General features: G+C 45.8%; 15 protein-coding genes. 6 read left to right on the top strand and 9 right to left on the bottom strand.

The genetic code is table 11. From position 1 onward, the window contains the following. Nucleotides 1–14: 14 nt before the first annotated feature. Entirely contained in the window at nucleotides 15–2,342 is a 2,328-nt protein-coding gene (locus NIASO_RS17105; protein ID WP_025299094.1) for an NADP-dependent malic enzyme, read from the bottom strand. Between the two features lie 141 nt (nucleotides 2,343–2,483). Here NIASO_RS17105 and NIASO_RS17100 point away from each other — a divergent pair, with 141 nt between their 5' ends. Further along, complete coding sequence (locus NIASO_RS17100; protein ID WP_008587998.1) at nucleotides 2,484–3,944, top strand: S41 family peptidase; 1,461 nt, start codon at nucleotides 2,484–2,486, stop codon at nucleotides 3,942–3,944. A 388-nt stretch (nucleotides 3,945–4,332) separates the two neighbouring features. On the opposite strand, the gene NIASO_RS17095 is transcribed toward NIASO_RS17100, so the two are convergent. Then, nucleotides 4,333–5,211, bottom strand: coding sequence for a hypothetical protein (locus NIASO_RS17095; RefSeq protein WP_008587997.1), 879 nt, complete (start codon nucleotides 5,209–5,211; stop codon nucleotides 4,333–4,335). Nucleotides 5,212–5,417: 206 nt separating this feature from the next. Between NIASO_RS17095 and NIASO_RS17090 the strand changes: the two genes are divergently transcribed. From NIASO_RS17090 to NIASO_RS17070, 5 genes are all read left to right on the top strand, one after another. Next, a complete protein-coding gene (locus NIASO_RS17090) occupies nucleotides 5,418–5,732 on the top strand; it encodes a hypothetical protein (protein WP_008587996.1) in 315 nt (104 codons plus the stop codon). A gap of 35 nt (nucleotides 5,733–5,767) precedes the next feature. Beyond that, nucleotides 5,768–6,304: an FKBP-type peptidyl-prolyl cis-trans isomerase gene (locus NIASO_RS17085; protein WP_008587995.1), complete on the top strand. Its 537-nt coding sequence runs from the start codon at nucleotides 5,768–5,770 to the stop codon at nucleotides 6,302–6,304. Nucleotides 6,305–6,391: 87 nt separating this feature from the next. Next, on the top strand, nucleotides 6,392–6,865 hold the full coding sequence (locus NIASO_RS17080; protein WP_008587994.1) for an FKBP-type peptidyl-prolyl cis-trans isomerase: 474 nt from the start codon (nucleotides 6,392–6,394) through the stop codon (nucleotides 6,863–6,865). Nucleotides 6,866–6,875: 10 nt separating this feature from the next. Further along, nucleotides 6,876–7,442, top strand: a complete 567-nt coding sequence (locus NIASO_RS17075) for an FKBP-type peptidyl-prolyl cis-trans isomerase (protein WP_025299092.1) — start codon at nucleotides 6,876–6,878, stop codon at nucleotides 7,440–7,442. Nucleotides 7,443–7,757: 315 nt separating this feature from the next. Beyond that, entirely contained in the window at nucleotides 7,758–9,191 is a 1,434-nt protein-coding gene (locus NIASO_RS17070; protein WP_008587992.1) for an L-serine ammonia-lyase, read from the top strand. Nucleotides 9,192–9,263: 72 nt separating this feature from the next. Here NIASO_RS17070 and rnhA read toward each other — a convergent pair whose 3' ends face one another. The 7 genes from rnhA to NIASO_RS17030 form a co-directional block, all read right to left on the bottom strand. Next, nucleotides 9,264–9,725, bottom strand: coding sequence for a ribonuclease HI (rnhA, locus tag NIASO_RS17065; protein ID WP_008587991.1), 462 nt, complete (start codon nucleotides 9,723–9,725; stop codon nucleotides 9,264–9,266). 42 nt (nucleotides 9,726–9,767) lie between these two features. Beyond that, nucleotides 9,768–10,223 carry an RES family NAD+ phosphorylase gene (locus NIASO_RS17060; RefSeq protein WP_008587990.1) on the bottom strand — a complete coding sequence of 152 codons (456 nt, stop codon included), beginning with the start codon at nucleotides 10,221–10,223 and terminating at the stop codon, nucleotides 9,768–9,770. Between the two features lie 52 nt (nucleotides 10,224–10,275). After that, entirely contained in the window at nucleotides 10,276–10,833 is a 558-nt protein-coding gene (gene parS, locus NIASO_RS17055) for a type II RES/Xre toxin-antitoxin system antitoxin (protein WP_025299091.1), read from the bottom strand. Nucleotides 10,834–11,621: 788 nt separating this feature from the next. Continuing rightward, the gene (locus tag NIASO_RS17045; RefSeq protein WP_008587987.1) at nucleotides 11,622–12,566 is read right to left on the bottom strand and encodes an ankyrin repeat domain-containing protein; all 945 of its coding nucleotides are present in this window, start codon (nucleotides 12,564–12,566) and stop codon (nucleotides 11,622–11,624) included. A gap of 64 nt (nucleotides 12,567–12,630) precedes the next feature. Next, nucleotides 12,631–13,872, bottom strand: a complete 1,242-nt coding sequence (locus tag NIASO_RS19810; protein WP_008587986.1) for a DUF4280 domain-containing protein — start codon at nucleotides 13,870–13,872, stop codon at nucleotides 12,631–12,633. Between the two features lie 4 nt (nucleotides 13,873–13,876). Next, nucleotides 13,877–14,986: a hypothetical protein gene (locus NIASO_RS17035; RefSeq protein WP_025299090.1), complete on the bottom strand. Its 1,110-nt coding sequence runs from the start codon at nucleotides 14,984–14,986 to the stop codon at nucleotides 13,877–13,879. A gap of 216 nt (nucleotides 14,987–15,202) precedes the next feature. Next, nucleotides 15,203–15,616, bottom strand: a complete 414-nt coding sequence (locus NIASO_RS17030; protein WP_008587984.1) for a hypothetical protein — start codon at nucleotides 15,614–15,616, stop codon at nucleotides 15,203–15,205. Between the last annotated feature and the right edge of the window lie 75 nt (nucleotides 15,617–15,691).

Here is a 15,691-nt window from a genome sequence, read left to right as displayed (position 1 = left end):
TTTGATGATGCAGGTTATTGCCTTTTCTTTAATAGCCGTTTTCCTTCTTTAGGATTATTGTCTTTTTGTTGCGATTTCACCTGCGCTTCTGTTACGGCGATCATCGCCATATTTACGATACTGCTCACCGTACTTCCCAGTTGCAGCAAATGCACCGGCTTTTTCAGACCCATCAAAATAGGGCCCACCGCATCTGTAGAGCCTATTTCCAGCAGAATATTGTAAGCGATATTTCCGGACGCTAAGTTAGGGAAGATTAATGTGTTCACCTCATGCCCGCTCAGTTCACTAAAAGGATACATTTCCTTTAGCAATCCGTTATTCAGGGCAATATTCGCCTGCATTTCCCCGTCCACGATCAGGTCCGGCATTTTTTCCTTTACCAGGGCCCGGGCTTTTGATACCAGTTTGGCCTCCGGTGAATTACTGCTTCCAAAATTTGCATAGCTGAGCATGGCAATTTTGGGCACCAGGTTAAACGCTTTTACCTCGCGGGCCGTCAGCAGCACTATTTCCGCCAATTCCTCCGCGCTCGGGTTGAAATTTACCGTGGTGTCTGCAAGAAATAAAGGGCCTTTTTTTGTCATTACCAGGTACATCCCTGCTACACGATTCACCCCCGGTTCCGTTCCAATGATCTGGAGTGCCGGACGTATGGCTTCATCGTATTTTTTGGTCAGGCCGGCCAGCATACAATCTGCGTCGCCCTGCTCCACCATCATACACCCAAAATGATTCCGCTCATTCATTAACTTAAAGGCCTCATCCCGGGTGTATCCTTTGCGCGCGCGCATATCGAAAAAAAGCGCGCCGTATTCTTTCCGTTTTTCCTCCATCGCTTCGCTGCGCGGATTAATGACCGTCATTCCGGATATATCAATACTATTTTCAGCCGCAATTTTTGTTATTTCCTCATTATCGCCGATCAGCAGCGGGAACCCGATCCCTTCATCCAGTACAATTTGCGCCGCTTTCAATATTTTAACATTCTCGCCCTCGGCAAAAACAATCCGTTTGGGATTCTGGCGGGCCTGCGCACCAATGGTCCGCAGCACGTGGTTACCCAGTCCCAACCGCCGTTCCAGCATTAAGGCATATTGATCCCAATCTTCAATGGGATGATGGGCTACGCCCGATTCCACGGCCGCTTTTGCCACCGCCAGCGCTACTTCGGGCAACAGTCGCGGATCAAACGGCTTGGGAATAATATAATCGGGCCCAAAGGCGATCACGTCCTGGTTATAGGCCTTATTTACCGCATCCGGCACGGGCATTTTTGCCAGCGAGGCCAGCGCTTTAACAGCGGCCAGCTTCATTTCTGTATTGATCACTTTAGCCCTTACATCCAGCGCACCGCGAAAAATATAGGGGAAGCCCAATACATTATTTACCTGATTGGGGTAATCGCTGCGGCCTGTCGCCATTATAATATCTTTGCGCACTTTAGTGGCCTCATCCCAGGAGATCTCAGGATCAGGATTCGCCATAGCGAAAACAATGGGGTTTTTTGCCATGCTTTTAACCATAGCGCCGCTTACAATATTCCCGGCGCTTAGCCCCAGAAATACATCCGCTCCTTTCATTGCCTCCGCAAGCGTAATTGCTGTTGTTGCATTGGCAAAAGGCCGATGCATGTCATCAATATCCGCACGATTCTTATGCAGCACACCATCCTTATCAAATAGCAGGAAATTAGCGGGCCGGGCGCCCAGTTCCTGGTATAACCGTACGCAGGCCATGGCGGCAGCGCCGGCACCGCTGACCACAAACCGGACCTTCTCAATTTTCTTTTTCTGGATCTCCAGTGCATTTAATAAAGCAGCCGCACTAATGATGGCCGTCCCGTGCTGGTCGTCATGCATCACGGGAATATTCATTTGTTTTACGAGCTCCTGTTCTATATAAAAGCATTCGGGCGCTTTTATGTCTTCCAGGTTGATCCCTCCGAAAGTGGGCTCCAGCGCCTTTACAATTTCTACAAATTTCTTAGGGTCTTTTTCATTGATCTCTATATCAAACACATCAATATCTGCGAAGATCTTAAACAACACGCCTTTCCCCTCCATCACCGGCTTGCCGGCCTCGGGGCCGATATTGCCCAGCCCCAGCACTGCCGTGCCATTACTGATCACCGCTACCAGGTTTCCTTTGGCCGTATATTTATAAACAGCTTCCGGATGTTTTGCTATTTCCAGGCAAGGCGCCGCCACCCCGGGAGAATAGGCCAGGGAAAGATCCCGCTGGGTTTTTGCCTTTTTCGTGGGAACCACTTCTATTTTTCCCGGTCTTCCCTTTGCATGATAATTAAGGGCCAGTTCTTTTCTTAAATCAGTTTTTGCCATATAGTATTGTACTTGCGATTGCAGCGTTCTTCTCCGCTGCAAAAATAAAGTATTTGGTATTGTGCCTTTTCATCTTTTACTGCTGCCTTTTTACGCTATATTTATGACTGTAGAGATAATATCTTTGTATAAATTAACCTTATGGCTTCTGTAAAAGTAAAATCCGTCTGCCTGGTAGCTTTTTTAAGTTTTCTGTTGATCAGCTCCTGCAGCAAAAATAATAATGACAGCATTCAGCCCCGGTCCACGCCCACAACGCCTGCTTCCATCCAATATGCGGACGGCATTACCAAGGCGATTATTGATACTGCGATCGGTTACAGCAGGGACATTTATTTATGGTATAAGCAATTACCGGGAACGATGAATTCCATGCCGTTCTCAAGCCTCGATTCGGTGGCGAATTACTTTTCGGTGATGAATTATATTAAAAATTACAGTAAGGATACGGTGCTGCCCTCTAATGTGATCAGAAACGTGGACCGTTGGAGTTTCGCCATTAAACAGTCCGAATGGGATAATATCAGCCAGGGGATTGCAGGCGATTTCGGACTGGGCATCTTTTTTATGACGTCCACTGATCTCCGCGTAAAATCAGTAGAAAAACTATCGCCGGCCGCTGCTGCGGGCATCCACAGGGGCTGGCAGATCACCGCCATACAGGGGGTATCCGCCATCAACACCAGTGACGCTAGTATTCAACAAATTGTAGCCGCTGTTTTCAATAGTTCAAAAACCACTATCACGTTTAAAAAGCCTGACGGAAGCAGCCAGCAACTCACATTAAATGCTGCCACTTACCAGCAACAGCCCATTTACATGGATACCATTTACAATCAGCCCGCAGGAAAAGTAGGCTACCTGGTATATAACAGCTTCCTGGGAGATTCTGCATCCGTTGTAAATAACCTGGCAGCGGCTTTTGCCGGTTTTAGCAACGCAGGCATATCCAACCTGATCCTGGATCTGCGCTATAACAGCGGCGGTTATGTATGGATGGAGCAGTTGATGGCGAATTACCTGGTCAACAACAGCGGCAACGGGCAGGTGATGAACCGGGAGCAGTTCAATGATAGATATACCAGATATAATACAATTGACCGGTTTAATAAAAAAGGAAATTTAAACCTGAGTACGTTGTATGTCATTGTTTCGAAGGGCACTGCATCTGCCAGTGAATTGCTGATCAACAGCCTGAAACCTTTTATGAACATAAAGCTGGTGGGCCCCTCTGCAACCACGGGTAAGGCTGTGGGCTTTTTTAATATCCCGGTTGGAGACTGGTACATTTTCCCGGTTTCTTTTAAAAGTGTAAATGCGCTGGGGCAAGGCAATTATTATGATGGCTTTTCGCCGGATGTAAATGCGGCGGTGGCGGATGGCCTCAACAAGGATTGGGGCGATGTAACGGAATCCTGCCTGGCCAAAGCGCTTCAGGGGATCAATAATAATGGTGCTTTTTCCGTGGAGACCACTCCCAAACTGGCATCAAAACAAACAGGCATATCCAGTGGCTCCGCTCCGGTTCTCGTCAACGACCGGTTGATCAATCCGCGAAATATATCAGGAGCAATTGAAACCCGGAGACATTTCCAGCGCTAGGTTTCACGCGGTCCCGATAGCCATCGGGGCAAAGGAGCAAACACGCGGGGAGCAAAAGCATAATGAAGCAGGTCGAAAAATCTCCTGCAGATCGCGTGGATCTTCAGGAAGGTTTTTTAAATCTGTGCAAATCTGCGGACCTGTGAGAAAAAGCAAAACGAATACAAAAGCAATATTTATTATTTGGCTCACAGATTTCACGGATTTTCACAGAAAGAAAACTTAAAAAATCTGTGGAAGTCTGTGAAATCTGTGAGAAAAGGGCATAAGAACAAACAAGCAACATTTATTATAGCGCACGGGTTACCCGGATTATCACAGAGGACTTCTAAAATTAGTGAGGCATCAAACCTCTTCGCATCCTGGCGCCCTTGCGGTTATATAAAATCTAATGCCGTATAGTTACTTTCTTCCCCGAAATGACAGTAAGCGAATCCCGCACACGGGCGGTGTCCACTATCGGGGTGTTCAGCTTCATTAATATATTATAATGAAGCGAATCGGTTTTCTCCAGTTCCACGGGCCAATCTATTTTCTTTAGCTGGTTGTAACGTTTAGATGCCCGGGGCTCTTTTGTGGTTTCCAGGATATAGGTGATCATCCCGGGAGCCGTTGCAGTTGCCTGAGATGCTGCAGCAACGGTTGTTTGGGTCGGAGCAGACTTTTTACCTGAAGTGTCATCAGCAGGTTTTTCCGCCTCCGGTTGTGATGTACCCGCTTGGTTGGTAGTATCAGCAACCTGCTGGGGTTCTTTATGCGTTGTCGTTTTTGAATAAAACCAAACAGAGGCGGCGATAGCCACTACAACAAGCGCTATGAGAATAAAAACGGCGGGTCTTTTAGGCTTGCTGTTGTCTGCCTTTTCCTCGATATAGGATTGCGGCACGGTATTTCTCTCTGTAAAAGGAATATCTTTCTTTTTCGGAGGCTCCGTTTGTGTATTGGCCACAAACTCATAAATGCCACCCGATTTTTTCAACAGGGTCCCGATGCCGGCAAAAAGATAAGGCTTCCCTGTATTCAGAAATTGCATGGCATCCTCCAGTTGTGATTCGAGGTCTGAAGCAGCCAGCACTTTCATTTTGCCTGTTTCTTCGGAAATATACGCTACCACCCGTTCGTCAAATTTACTTACAGGTTGCTGTTCAAAGGTCACAGTTGCCGTTTCGGGACCGCCGTAAGCTTCAGCATGAAAAGTGCCTAGTCCTGGTAAACTTAACTCTTTGTGGGTTAAGAGGTATTGTGCTAATAAAGGGGATAGTTTCACAAACAAACGATTGAACTGCAATATAAAAAAGAATTGTCGTAACTACAAAATTCACAGTTTCCAGGCCAGGAACAAAAATCCCGTTCATCAGGCGGCCCGGATTCTATTGACCATTCACTATTTACTATTCACTTTTTCCTTTTCACATAAAAATAATTTACCGTCCCTAAAATAGTATGCAATTGCTGATTTATTACCTTTGAGCCATGTATACGCAAAAAGAGGAAGCGTTTATGAAATATTGGGAGGCCAATCGTTTAAAAAAGAAGCGTTCACTAAAAAATATATTAATCAGTACCCCCCTGGGCCTTATTTTGGTTATTGCCGTTTTTATTAATTTTTTTAGTGGCTGGTATAAAAGAGCGGCAATGGATGCCAATGCCGACCCTTCGTTAATACTTATTTTATTAATTGCCGGCATTATCATTGTTGCGTTTACGGCCATCTTCTCGTCTTACCACAAGTGGGACATTAATGAGAACTATTACAAAGAATTATTAGCCCGTAAAGAGAAAAAATAATTTATTGATAATTAATTTATTATAAAAAATCACAAATGAAAAAAAAGTTTTTAATGCCCTTGATTGCTGTTGCGGCAACTGTAGTAACCCTTGCTTCCTGTATGAAAACAAATCAATCTACCGCGTGTACCAATGGATTAACCTTAACCCAGGACCGGGCAGTTATTGATGCGTTCCTGCAAACCAGCGGGCAGGCAAGCCAATACCAATTTGATGACCAGGCGGGTGCCTATTACGGTGTATCGAGCCCTGCATTGATCCCCGGCGCCGGCGCTAACACACCCTCCGCAGATTCATTTGTGGCATTCCATTTTGAAACCCACCTTTTGGACGGAACACTGATCGATTCAGCCACTACGCAAAGCGGTTCACACAAATTATCAGAATATGCAGCACAAGGCTATCCTTTGGGAGTGTATTATGCGCTTACGAAAATTACGAATGGTGGTTCCATAAGCATCATCATCCCTTCTTCCAATGCTTACGGATGTAATACAGGAACCAATTTACCTGCAAATTCCCAGTTAATTTATACTTTTCAGTTAAAAGGCATGGCTTCTTCGTCCTTTTAATTGCCCGGAAAATAATAATAGCCGCCTACAAAAACCCACCCTGTGCCTGGATAACAGGGAGGTATTGATATAAAATTTATTAAACACATGAGAAAATTGCTCGTTTTAGGAGTTGTTGCAGCCCTTATAGTTGTTGGTTGTATAAAAAGTAGTGATATGGGAAACTGCACTCCCCAGCCGGTAGCCGTGGAAATGCCGGCCATGCAGAAATTTGCGGCAGACAGTGCTATGGCCGTTCAACAGGATGCAACGGGTATTTTATACCAGATAATAGACCCGGGCACGGGGGCACAGCCGGCAGTAACAGATTCAATTACTATCAATTACGTAGGAAGGCTGGTGTCAAACGGGCAGCAGTTCGATGCCGCCAATAACGTTACCTTTAAGCTATCAGAGCTGATTGAAGGCTGGCAGATTGGCATTCCGAAAATTAAAGTAGGAGGCAAGATAAAATTGATCATGCAGTCTTCCCTTGCCTACGGTTGTACCGGCAGCGGACCTATTGCGCCGAATCAGCCGCTGTACTTTTATATAGAATTACTGGGCGCCAGGTCGAAATAAGACCGGGGGCATGATAACCTCCAATAAAAATGTTTCCTGTAATTTAGCGGGTGAACAATCGATGCGTTTAATGATCCCGATAAAAAAATATGCTGCTGTCTTTATTGTTGTAGCCGGACTGATCCTGGTGATCGGATGCCTGAAACAAAAAGATACGGCAACCTGTACACCGGTTCCTATTGCCAACGAACTGGATACTATGAAAGCCATGGTACGGGACAGTGCTTTTGTAATGGATACCACCAGCAATACAGACAGCGTGTTTTACGAGATTGTAAATGCCGGCACGGGCGCTGCGCCCACGGGCAGCAGCACACTTACCGTGAAATATATTGCCTATTACATGAATGGGAGCCCCTATGATTCCACTTACGCGGCTTACCCGGACGGCGTGACCACTCCTCCGCTAAACCAATTGATCCCCGGCTGGCAACAGGGGCTTCCGAAAATTAAAGAGGGCGGGCAGATCCGGCTTATAATTCCGTCTTCGCTTGCCTACGGCTGCAACCCGAACGGTGGCGTGCTGGCCAACCAGCCGTTGTATTTTAATATACAGTTGGTGAAAGTAGGGAACTAGTTATCTGGCAATCGTAACGTATCGAAAAACGAGAAACGACAGCCGTGAGCGATTCACGTCTGCCGTTTGACATTTCACGATTAACGCAACACTTCATTTTTAAAATGCTCCTGCGTCCTTGCTCCTTTGCGTCCTTGCGTGCAACACCAAATATCGGGAGACGGGAAACGATAGACGTGAGCAACTCACATTTATCATTTGACTTTTCACGATCAAAGTAACATTTCCTTTTTTTGCGCCCCCGCGTCACCGCTCCTCTGCGCCGCCGCGTGAAATACCCTGCTTTACCGTAATTTAGCTTCTAAAATTCTGTTTATGCAATACGAACCGATCTCGGTTTTTGATATGTTGAAAATTGGTGTTGGGCCCTCCAGCTCTCATACATTGGGTCCCTGGCGGGCGGCAGAGCGTTTTTTAGCATTTTTACGAAACAGCGCGCAGTTGGCAAAAGTGCGGGAGCTCAGCATACTACTTTACGGATCCCTTGCCAAAACAGGTATGGGCCATGGTACGGATATAGCCGTACAACTGGGCCTCTGTGGCTATGACCCGGTTAGCTTTGCGGTGGACAAGATCGATTCCACTATTGCTGCGATCCGGGGAACAAAGAAATTATTGCTTGGAGGCGTACAGGAGATCTCCTTTGATCCGCATGCTGCCATTGAATTTCTTTATACAGAAACACTGCCCTATCATTCTAACGGAATGACGTTCCTGGCGACACTGCAGGATGGTGAAGCTATTGCCAAAACCTATTATTCTATTGGAGGCGGATTTGTGAAAGAAGAAGGCGAAAACACCGTTTTAAACAATGATGTACTGTTGCCTTTTCCCATCGACAATGCAGACGATCTGTTACGTTGGTGTATTAAAACAGGGCTAAGCATCAGCGAGATCGTCAATGAAAATGAACAGGCCTGGCGCAGCGAAGCCGCCACCAATGAAGGGCTACAGAAAATATGGGCGGCCATGCGCGACTGCGTTTACCGGGGGTGCCATCAAACCGGTATTTTACCTGGAGGATTGAACGTAAGACGACGGGCAGCCTCGCTAAATAAAAAATTGATCGGCGGCGCAGCTTACGCTAATTATGAGGAATGGATTGCCGGGATCCGGAATGGCGGCAGCAGCTTTCGTTATACGCTGGATTGGGTCAGTTGTTTTGCCTTGGCGGTAAATGAGGAGAACGCCTCCTTCGGCCGTGTGGTTACGGCTCCCACCAACGGGTCCGCCGGCGTCATACCCGCAGTATTGCATTATTACCTTATTTTTTGCTCGGACGCATCCAATATCCAGGAAAAGATCAATAAATTCCTGATGACGGCTGCTGAGATCGGAAGTATCTTTAAAAAAGAATCAACCATTTCCGCCGCTATGGGCGGTTGTCAGGCTGAAATTGGCGTATCTTCTTCAATGGCTGCCGCAGCGTTGACGGAAGCGCTTGGCGGTTCACAGAAGCAGGCTATGATGGCGGCTGAAATTGCCATGGAGCACCACCTGGGCATGACCTGCGACCCGATCGGGGGTCTGGTGCAGGTACCTTGTATTGAACGCAATACCATGGGCGCCATTAAGGCGATCACCGCTTCCCAACTGGCCTTGCAAAGCACGCCGGACTTTGCCCGGGTGTCCCTGGATGAAGTAATAAAAACGATGTGGGACACCGCGCAGGATATGAATTTTAAATATAAGGAAACGGCTGATGGAGGATTGGCCGTGCACGTTCCGCTGAGCCTGCCGGAGTGCTAACGGATACTAGTTACTAGTTACAGGTTACAGGTCCGTTGTTTGTATCAGTATTGAGCGTTGCGCCTTAAGCGTTTACCCCTCGAACCCCGCATCCACAACCAGATGTTTTCCATCCGCTGCGGTTGTGGCCAATATATCACAACGGTTATTATACGGGTTGTCGGCATGACCCCTTACCCAAACAAATTTTATCTGGAATTGTTTCGCAAGCTGGTGGTATGCTGTCCACAGGTCTTTATTCTTTTTCCCGCCTTTAAAATCCGTCCGTATCCAGTTATTCAGCCATCCCTTTGTAACGGAATTTACCACGTACTGGCTGTCGGAATAAATCGTAACGGGGATATCGGCCGTTTTTAATGCCTTCAGCCCTTCTATCACCGCCAGCAGCTCCATCCGGTTATTGGTCGTTTTTTTAAACCCGCCCGATAATTCTTTTACATGCTTACCATACATTAATAAAACGCCATAACCGCCCGGGCCCGGATTGCCGCGGGAGGAACCATCTGTGTAAATAGTAATGCCATTACCCTGCATTGGGCAAAGATAAAAGCTGCCCGGGAAATTTTTAAAGCTTCTTTAATTTTTGAATAACCGCTCATCCAAACGGATCTGCCGGCTATACATCACTTTTATTTTTTTAAAATCAGGGTGCGCAGGATTAATCAGGTAATTATGTTCTTCGGGCATTATGGCAGAAGGCGTTTTCAGCATCAGGTATATGCCTTCTTTTACAAACCTGTCGCCCACGCTTTTCAATACATCGGGCGAAGGGTTTACAAACCATTGATTGGGAAGTTGCGCAAGTGAAAGGGTCTGTATTTTTTCTTCCGGAACGTCGAGGCAAACGATGCAAAGTTCCGGTTTAACAAGGGTCGTAATATGCACGATGCTTTCCAGCATCGCGAGAGCTGCTGAAGCCGCAGTATATAAAATATAAGTTCCTTTCGAATGCCAGCGTCCTGAAAAGCGCGCTGCACCCGCACCGCTCAGATCGTCAATATAATTACATTTACTAATCCGGTATACTTTCATTCCTTTAGCGTTAGAGGCTACTCATTCAATCAGCAATTGCCGGAGGCAGACCCTATGCAAAAATACCCTGCTCTATGCGCCCCAGCTCTTCCATTAATAATTCTATGCCCATGGAAGTATCTAAAAAAACTTTAGGTTTTTTACCTCCCAGTGCATCAACGGGTGTAGCCATCCATATTTTAAAAGATTCGATATCGTCAAATACATCCGCACCTCTTGTATATAACCTTGCCAGTTCTATAATACGCTCGGATTGTTCTGCGTTTAGTTTTTGCGAAGCAGCGTAGCGACGCAGGGTTCGGTCAGAAGTATGGATGATGCCAGCCATTTCAATATCAGTGAGCCCTGCTATTTCAGAAAGATGATCCAGTGCCTTTTTGGGAAGCCCCTCCCGTATGCGTTCGATGAAATCTGTTGTGCTTTGAATGGTTTTATAAGCAGCGATATCTGCCAGGCCCATTAAGGATAATGAATTGCGGACCTGGCGGCTTTGGGCAATACCGTAGGCCACAGCAGGCTCCTGCAATACGTTAGCAGGTTGCTCTTTAGGAGATTTACGTTTTTGCCTGGGCGATTTCATTTTATTTATTTGTCCCAAAATTACGGCCATTTGTCCGGGTTTGCAATTTTTTTTATGCACACCTGAAGATTGAGGTTATGGAATTGATCATGGGCGGTTTATTTTGCTTAGAATCAACACGTCAACAGCGAAACTGCAGCGTACCACCACATGCTCAAATATTTATTTTAATAAAAAACAGGTTTAACAAGGATAATACAACCAGGGAACTTAATATTATAAATATTGTTTTTACAATACCTGGCACTGTCGACCTGCGATTATTCCCTCGTCTCAAACATACCCGGATTATTTCATAAATTATCCGGAAAGCCAGCAGTGCGCAGCAGGCAAAAAAAGGATACAAATAGTAGGGTGGAGCATTATAGACCAAAAGAAGACTAAATGAAAGTACTGCAACAGGCACAGCAGGAAATATGCTGAGCTCAATCGCCCTGTACCATATTTTATCCTTCGCCAGCCATTTGGCATTTTCTAAGATTTTGTGTCTTTTTGCACTTTTGTATCTGCCTGCGTTTACCGTCAGCAATTTGTGTCGCCTGTTGTTCTTATTCCAGATAATAAGGCCCGCGGCAATGGCGGGGAAAATTGAAAAAATCAAGCATAAAAATGCTATAGGCAAGAAACTCTCCTTCAATCCACTTTCTTTAAGTTGTTTCCAAATATCCTTATTGAGCAATGTCAATACCAGCGGGCTCGCTATTAATCCCATCAAAAAGTAGCGCACTATGTATTTAATACAACCAGCCACTCCCTTATGTTTTCCCCAGCGGCTTATGAATTGTGTTGCTTCCTTATCCACTGTATACCTGGATTTACTATTGTACACCTGCCGCTTCAAAACTGTCTATCGACTGGCCGGTTATCGTAATATTTTTAGAAAGATTTTCTTTATATAAATTTATTCTCTCGGCCTCGTCTTTCCCCAGGAAGTCCTTATCCGCCTGCGAAAGGTTTTCATATCGTTTAATACAAGCTTCCTGCCCTTTTCGATACTCTCTTTTTACAGGGAATTTTATATGAAACTGATTTATCAGTCGTTCCTTTAGCTGGGTATACTCTTTCAAACCATTAGCCGCAAGTCTGCCTTCGGCTAATTCCGATTGTATTTCCAAAGCCAAACTGGTGCCGGAATATTCATTAATAGAAGGATCAGCGCCTTTATCCAGAAAATAATTTACAAAATCAAACTTGTCCAGATTTAATGCAGTTGAAACAGCCACTCCGCCGCCAACGTAGGACTGATAGTTTATATTCGCTCCACTGTTCAGCAATAAATCAATTAAACTTTTATCAGCATTTCCAATTAGCAGATCATTAATCGGTGAGTCGCAAAACTCCGGGTTCAGGTTCTCTTTAGATTGAATCAAGAGCCGTATCATCTCTTTATTCCGATTGCTGCAAGCCATATTTATGTTGGCATTATAGCCTCCTCCATTAACAGCAACGAGATTTACATCTGCACCTAACTGCAATAACTTTTCTGCAGCGGGCAAGGCCCCGATCACTACTGCATAATTCAGATAAGTATACCGAACGGTGTCTGTGGGTGAATAACTTGGGATAATGACGCTGCCTCTTCCATTTACATTAAAATGTTCCTGCTTCACCAGGTTCTCTATTGTCTGATTATCGTTTTTATAAATAGCAGTCGCCATTTTTAAATCCTCCCCTTTAAAGAATTTTTCGGGAGGGTTGTCTTTTTTCATTTTATCCTGTTCTCTGACTGGTCCCTTATTGTTATCCTGTTTTACACCTGACATACATCCGACATTTAAGAATAATGAAATGATAATGATAGATTTAATCATATAGACGGGCTTTTAATTATTGTGTTTTAGCGACAACTGTTTGACCGCCGCTTTTTTTCGCCTCCTGTTCTAGTACCCGCACCGCATTAATAGCCGCATGACCGCCACTTTGCCCCTGTAATACGAACTTACCTGTGTCCAGTTCCATACGCTGGCCCGCAGCCCGTGGAAGGCCGCCGGTAAGCATCACCCCGCCGCCAAACCAACCCATATTTCCCAGGATCATCTCGCGGTGATCCTGTGCCTGATTCAACGGATCGTTATTAGAATTATAAGCCTGCACCTGCTGCATATCGGAACGACGTATATTGTTTCGGTTCAATGTGGCATCATGCACTCCGGCCGCATTGTAGGTATAGGTAGGAAAACCGGTAGCGCCACCGGCTGTGGCGGCCATGCCACCACCCAGTGAATGGCCGGTAATAATTGTATTTTGACTGGTAAATAATCCTGTTTTTTTCATTTCTTTAGCCAACTGTACCGACTTATTATAATAGTCTGAGCTCATCCCTGTTCCTTGTTTCCCATCTTCTACCGCATCTTTTAAACTCTGTGTACCACGGAATACCAGCACATATTTCCCATCCTTTTTATATAAATCGGCGTGGTAATCAGATACGGACGGATCGCCAAATAATTTAGGATTTAGTCCCAATGCCCGTTTTTCTTTATCGCTCAGCCGGTGATAGCTTTTGATCATGTCTTTTTCATCCTGTGTAAGATAGGGCGTATCATCGGAGGCTTCTCCCTTATCCGGATCTTTATATACGCTTTCACCAGCCAGCAGTCCCATATCAATACTTTCCTGGTAATTGGGCAGCTTCATAGACACGGTGCCGCCCAGCAGGCAACTCAGCGTGGCTTTTTGCAACAAGGCGCGCTTACCGCTAAACCTTGCCTCCGGATGCAGCACCGTCCAGTCAGAGGGTTTGCAAAGCAGGCTGCAGATGCTGGGCAGGCTGCTTACTATTCCGCCCACACCAGCTCCGGCGGCCGCTCCTGCAGCCCCTGCGGCCGCAACGGCCAGCAAACTGCCGCCGCTGGCTACTACGGCAGCGCCCACCACGGCGCCAATAACCGCACCGGCTGCTACCATTTTGAAACAGACAAAGTTGCCATCAAAACGGTCGGCCTCAGTGGCCGCCAGTTTGCCACCATCGATCCTTATGGTAGCCTGGCTGCTGACCTGGATGCGCGCGATCTTTTTACCTTCACTGCACAACACCCATGTTCCTTCAGGTACATATAGCTGCCCCATGGTATTATTCGTTTAACAGGTTAAAAGTATATTGATTCGTTGTGAAAAAATGATCATTGGCTTGTTCTTTTATCAGGATTTTCCCATTTTGCAACAACCCTTTATCCAAAAACCGGTACTGCCCTTCGAGATAAAAATTATACGCCAAAGGCAATTGCGTTGGCGCAGCATATTTCTCCTGAAATAGTTTTTCAAATTCCGGCATCAGCCACTGGGTATCCGCCCTGGTTTGAAGATGCACATCGACATGCCCGGCCCCCACTTCAGTAGTATAATACGGGGCAAAATCTACAAAGTGGGGTGCAAACAGTTGCGATAACCGCTGCCAGTTTGCCCCCAATGACCGGGGTTCCCTGCAATCACGCTCCATTTTTCCAGTGGGCAAAAAGAAAAGGTAATACAATGGATTGCGTTGAACACTTTTCAAAAAATCCGCATACTCTTCATCAAACCCTTTTATCACTTCCGGCAGCCAGGGGTTATTTAAAATATGTTCCTGTAATTGCGCAAATTTTATACCGTTCCACTGTTTTTGAATGGCTCCGGCATTGAGCAGCGCTGTTAAACAGCCTTCTGCATTGATCCTGAAATGCAACGCCGTAGCCGGCTCATTGGCAATATCGAGGATTGTCGAGAATGCTTTCATCTGGCTATCCTGCGCAATCACTTTTTTAGATAGCTGCTTAAGCAGGATCTGGTCGGAAGGAACTGCGCTGGAGTGTACCTCCCAAAGCAACTCGCTTTCGTTTTGTGCAATGGTGCCCGACAAGAAATTTACCGCGGAAGCGACCGTAACCAGGTATCTATTGGGTTGCTGCCAGCCAACTACGTTTACTTCCGGGGGATGTAGTGTTTTATTATCGTTGTGGGGCACCTCTGCTGCACTATTTATTTTGCAGGGGCCAATGTATTTATTTTTCTCATCTGCAGCCCCTGATGCCGGTTGCCGAAGCGCCAGCGTTACCTGTTTATTGCAAACAGTACAATTGATTATTATATCCTTCAGATTGTTTTGAACAGCCCGGTCAATAAGCCATTTTGTAGCTTTATCTATTTGAAAAAATTGTTTACAGTGAGGGCACTTTTCCTGCATAGCGATTGCTGTATTTTTCATTTATCCAGGGCGGCGGTTCGACACAACAACTAAAGGCGAGCCGGTGCGCTATTAAAAGTAGACATTCTTTTACAAAGTTCAAAGCAAAATCCGGCAATATAACCACAGACAACAGAGGAGCGACACAGAGTGCCCGGAGCTTTACGGAGCAAGGCGCTTTCCGCATCCTCCGCTCCTCTCTTCTATGGGTTAATAAAACGGTCTACTGCGGGAAAATTAACGAACTTTAACATAGGTGGTAACACCACCGTCTGCCCAGCAGCGGGGTGTTGACAAAGTAAGGGTGTCAGCTTGAACGGCGATTTCCTCTTCTGTATTATCATATACCAGCGCCCAGTAACTTCCTTTCCCGTTGAGGGTGCAGGTTAACTTTTTATTTTGTATAGAATAGGGCGTGGAGAGAACGAGCTGTCCATTTTCATATCTGTTCAATGTACCGGTTTGGGTGAGTTCCAGGTAATTGCCGTTCCCGGTTGCGTATTGTTTGAACTGGGCCGGGTAAAAAGACACAACCGTTTTTAATTCCCATTTGCCATAAGCACTTTTTCCAAATTCTTTTTCTTTACTACAGGATGAAATAAACAGGGTGCCAATGAGGGCAAGCAATGCGTATAAAAAGAAGGGTTTCATAAGAAATTTATACCGTAGAACGCGCAAACTCAATTAGATGCAACAATGCACAAAAAAAACCGGCCGGAGCCGGTT

Source organism: Niabella soli DSM 19437, from assembly GCF_000243115.2.
GTDB lineage: Bacteria > Bacteroidota > Bacteroidia > Chitinophagales > Chitinophagaceae > Niabella > Niabella soli.
Note: the sequence above shows the minus strand (reverse complement) of the source record. Positions and strands in the feature narration are given on the sequence as shown.

What these genes read in the sequence shown, in the direction of transcription:
- NIASO_RS17105 (WP_025299094.1), bottom strand. Translation starts at nt 2,342, where the DNA reads ATGGCAAAAACTGATTTAAGAAAAGAACTGGCCCTTAATTATCATGCA.
- NIASO_RS17100 (WP_008587998.1), top strand. Translation starts at nt 2,484, where the DNA reads ATGGCTTCTGTAAAAGTAAAATCCGTCTGCCTGGTAGCTTTTTTAAGT.
- NIASO_RS17090 (WP_008587996.1), top strand. Translation starts at nt 5,418, where the DNA reads ATGTATACGCAAAAAGAGGAAGCGTTTATGAAATATTGGGAGGCCAAT.
- NIASO_RS17085 (WP_008587995.1), top strand. Translation starts at nt 5,768, where the DNA reads ATGAAAAAAAAGTTTTTAATGCCCTTGATTGCTGTTGCGGCAACTGTA.
- NIASO_RS17080 (WP_008587994.1), top strand. Translation starts at nt 6,392, where the DNA reads ATGAGAAAATTGCTCGTTTTAGGAGTTGTTGCAGCCCTTATAGTTGTT.
- NIASO_RS17075 (WP_025299092.1), top strand. Translation starts at nt 6,876, where the DNA reads ATGATAACCTCCAATAAAAATGTTTCCTGTAATTTAGCGGGTGAACAA.
- NIASO_RS17070 (WP_008587992.1), top strand. Translation starts at nt 7,758, where the DNA reads ATGCAATACGAACCGATCTCGGTTTTTGATATGTTGAAAATTGGTGTT.
- rnhA (WP_008587991.1), bottom strand. Translation starts at nt 9,725, where the DNA reads ATGCAGGGTAATGGCATTACTATTTACACAGATGGTTCCTCCCGCGGC.
- NIASO_RS17060 (WP_008587990.1), bottom strand. Translation starts at nt 10,223, where the DNA reads ATGAAAGTATACCGGATTAGTAAATGTAATTATATTGACGATCTGAGC.
- parS (WP_025299091.1), bottom strand. Translation starts at nt 10,833, where the DNA reads ATGGCCGTAATTTTGGGACAAATAAATAAAATGAAATCGCCCAGGCAA.
- NIASO_RS17045 (WP_008587987.1), bottom strand. Translation starts at nt 12,566, where the DNA reads ATGTCAGGTGTAAAACAGGATAACAATAAGGGACCAGTCAGAGAACAG.
- NIASO_RS19810 (WP_008587986.1), bottom strand. Translation starts at nt 13,872, where the DNA reads ATGGGGCAGCTATATGTACCTGAAGGAACATGGGTGTTGTGCAGTGAA.
- NIASO_RS17035 (WP_025299090.1), bottom strand. Translation starts at nt 14,986, where the DNA reads ATGAAAAATACAGCAATCGCTATGCAGGAAAAGTGCCCTCACTGTAAA.
- NIASO_RS17030 (WP_008587984.1), bottom strand. Translation starts at nt 15,616, where the DNA reads ATGAAACCCTTCTTTTTATACGCATTGCTTGCCCTCATTGGCACCCTG.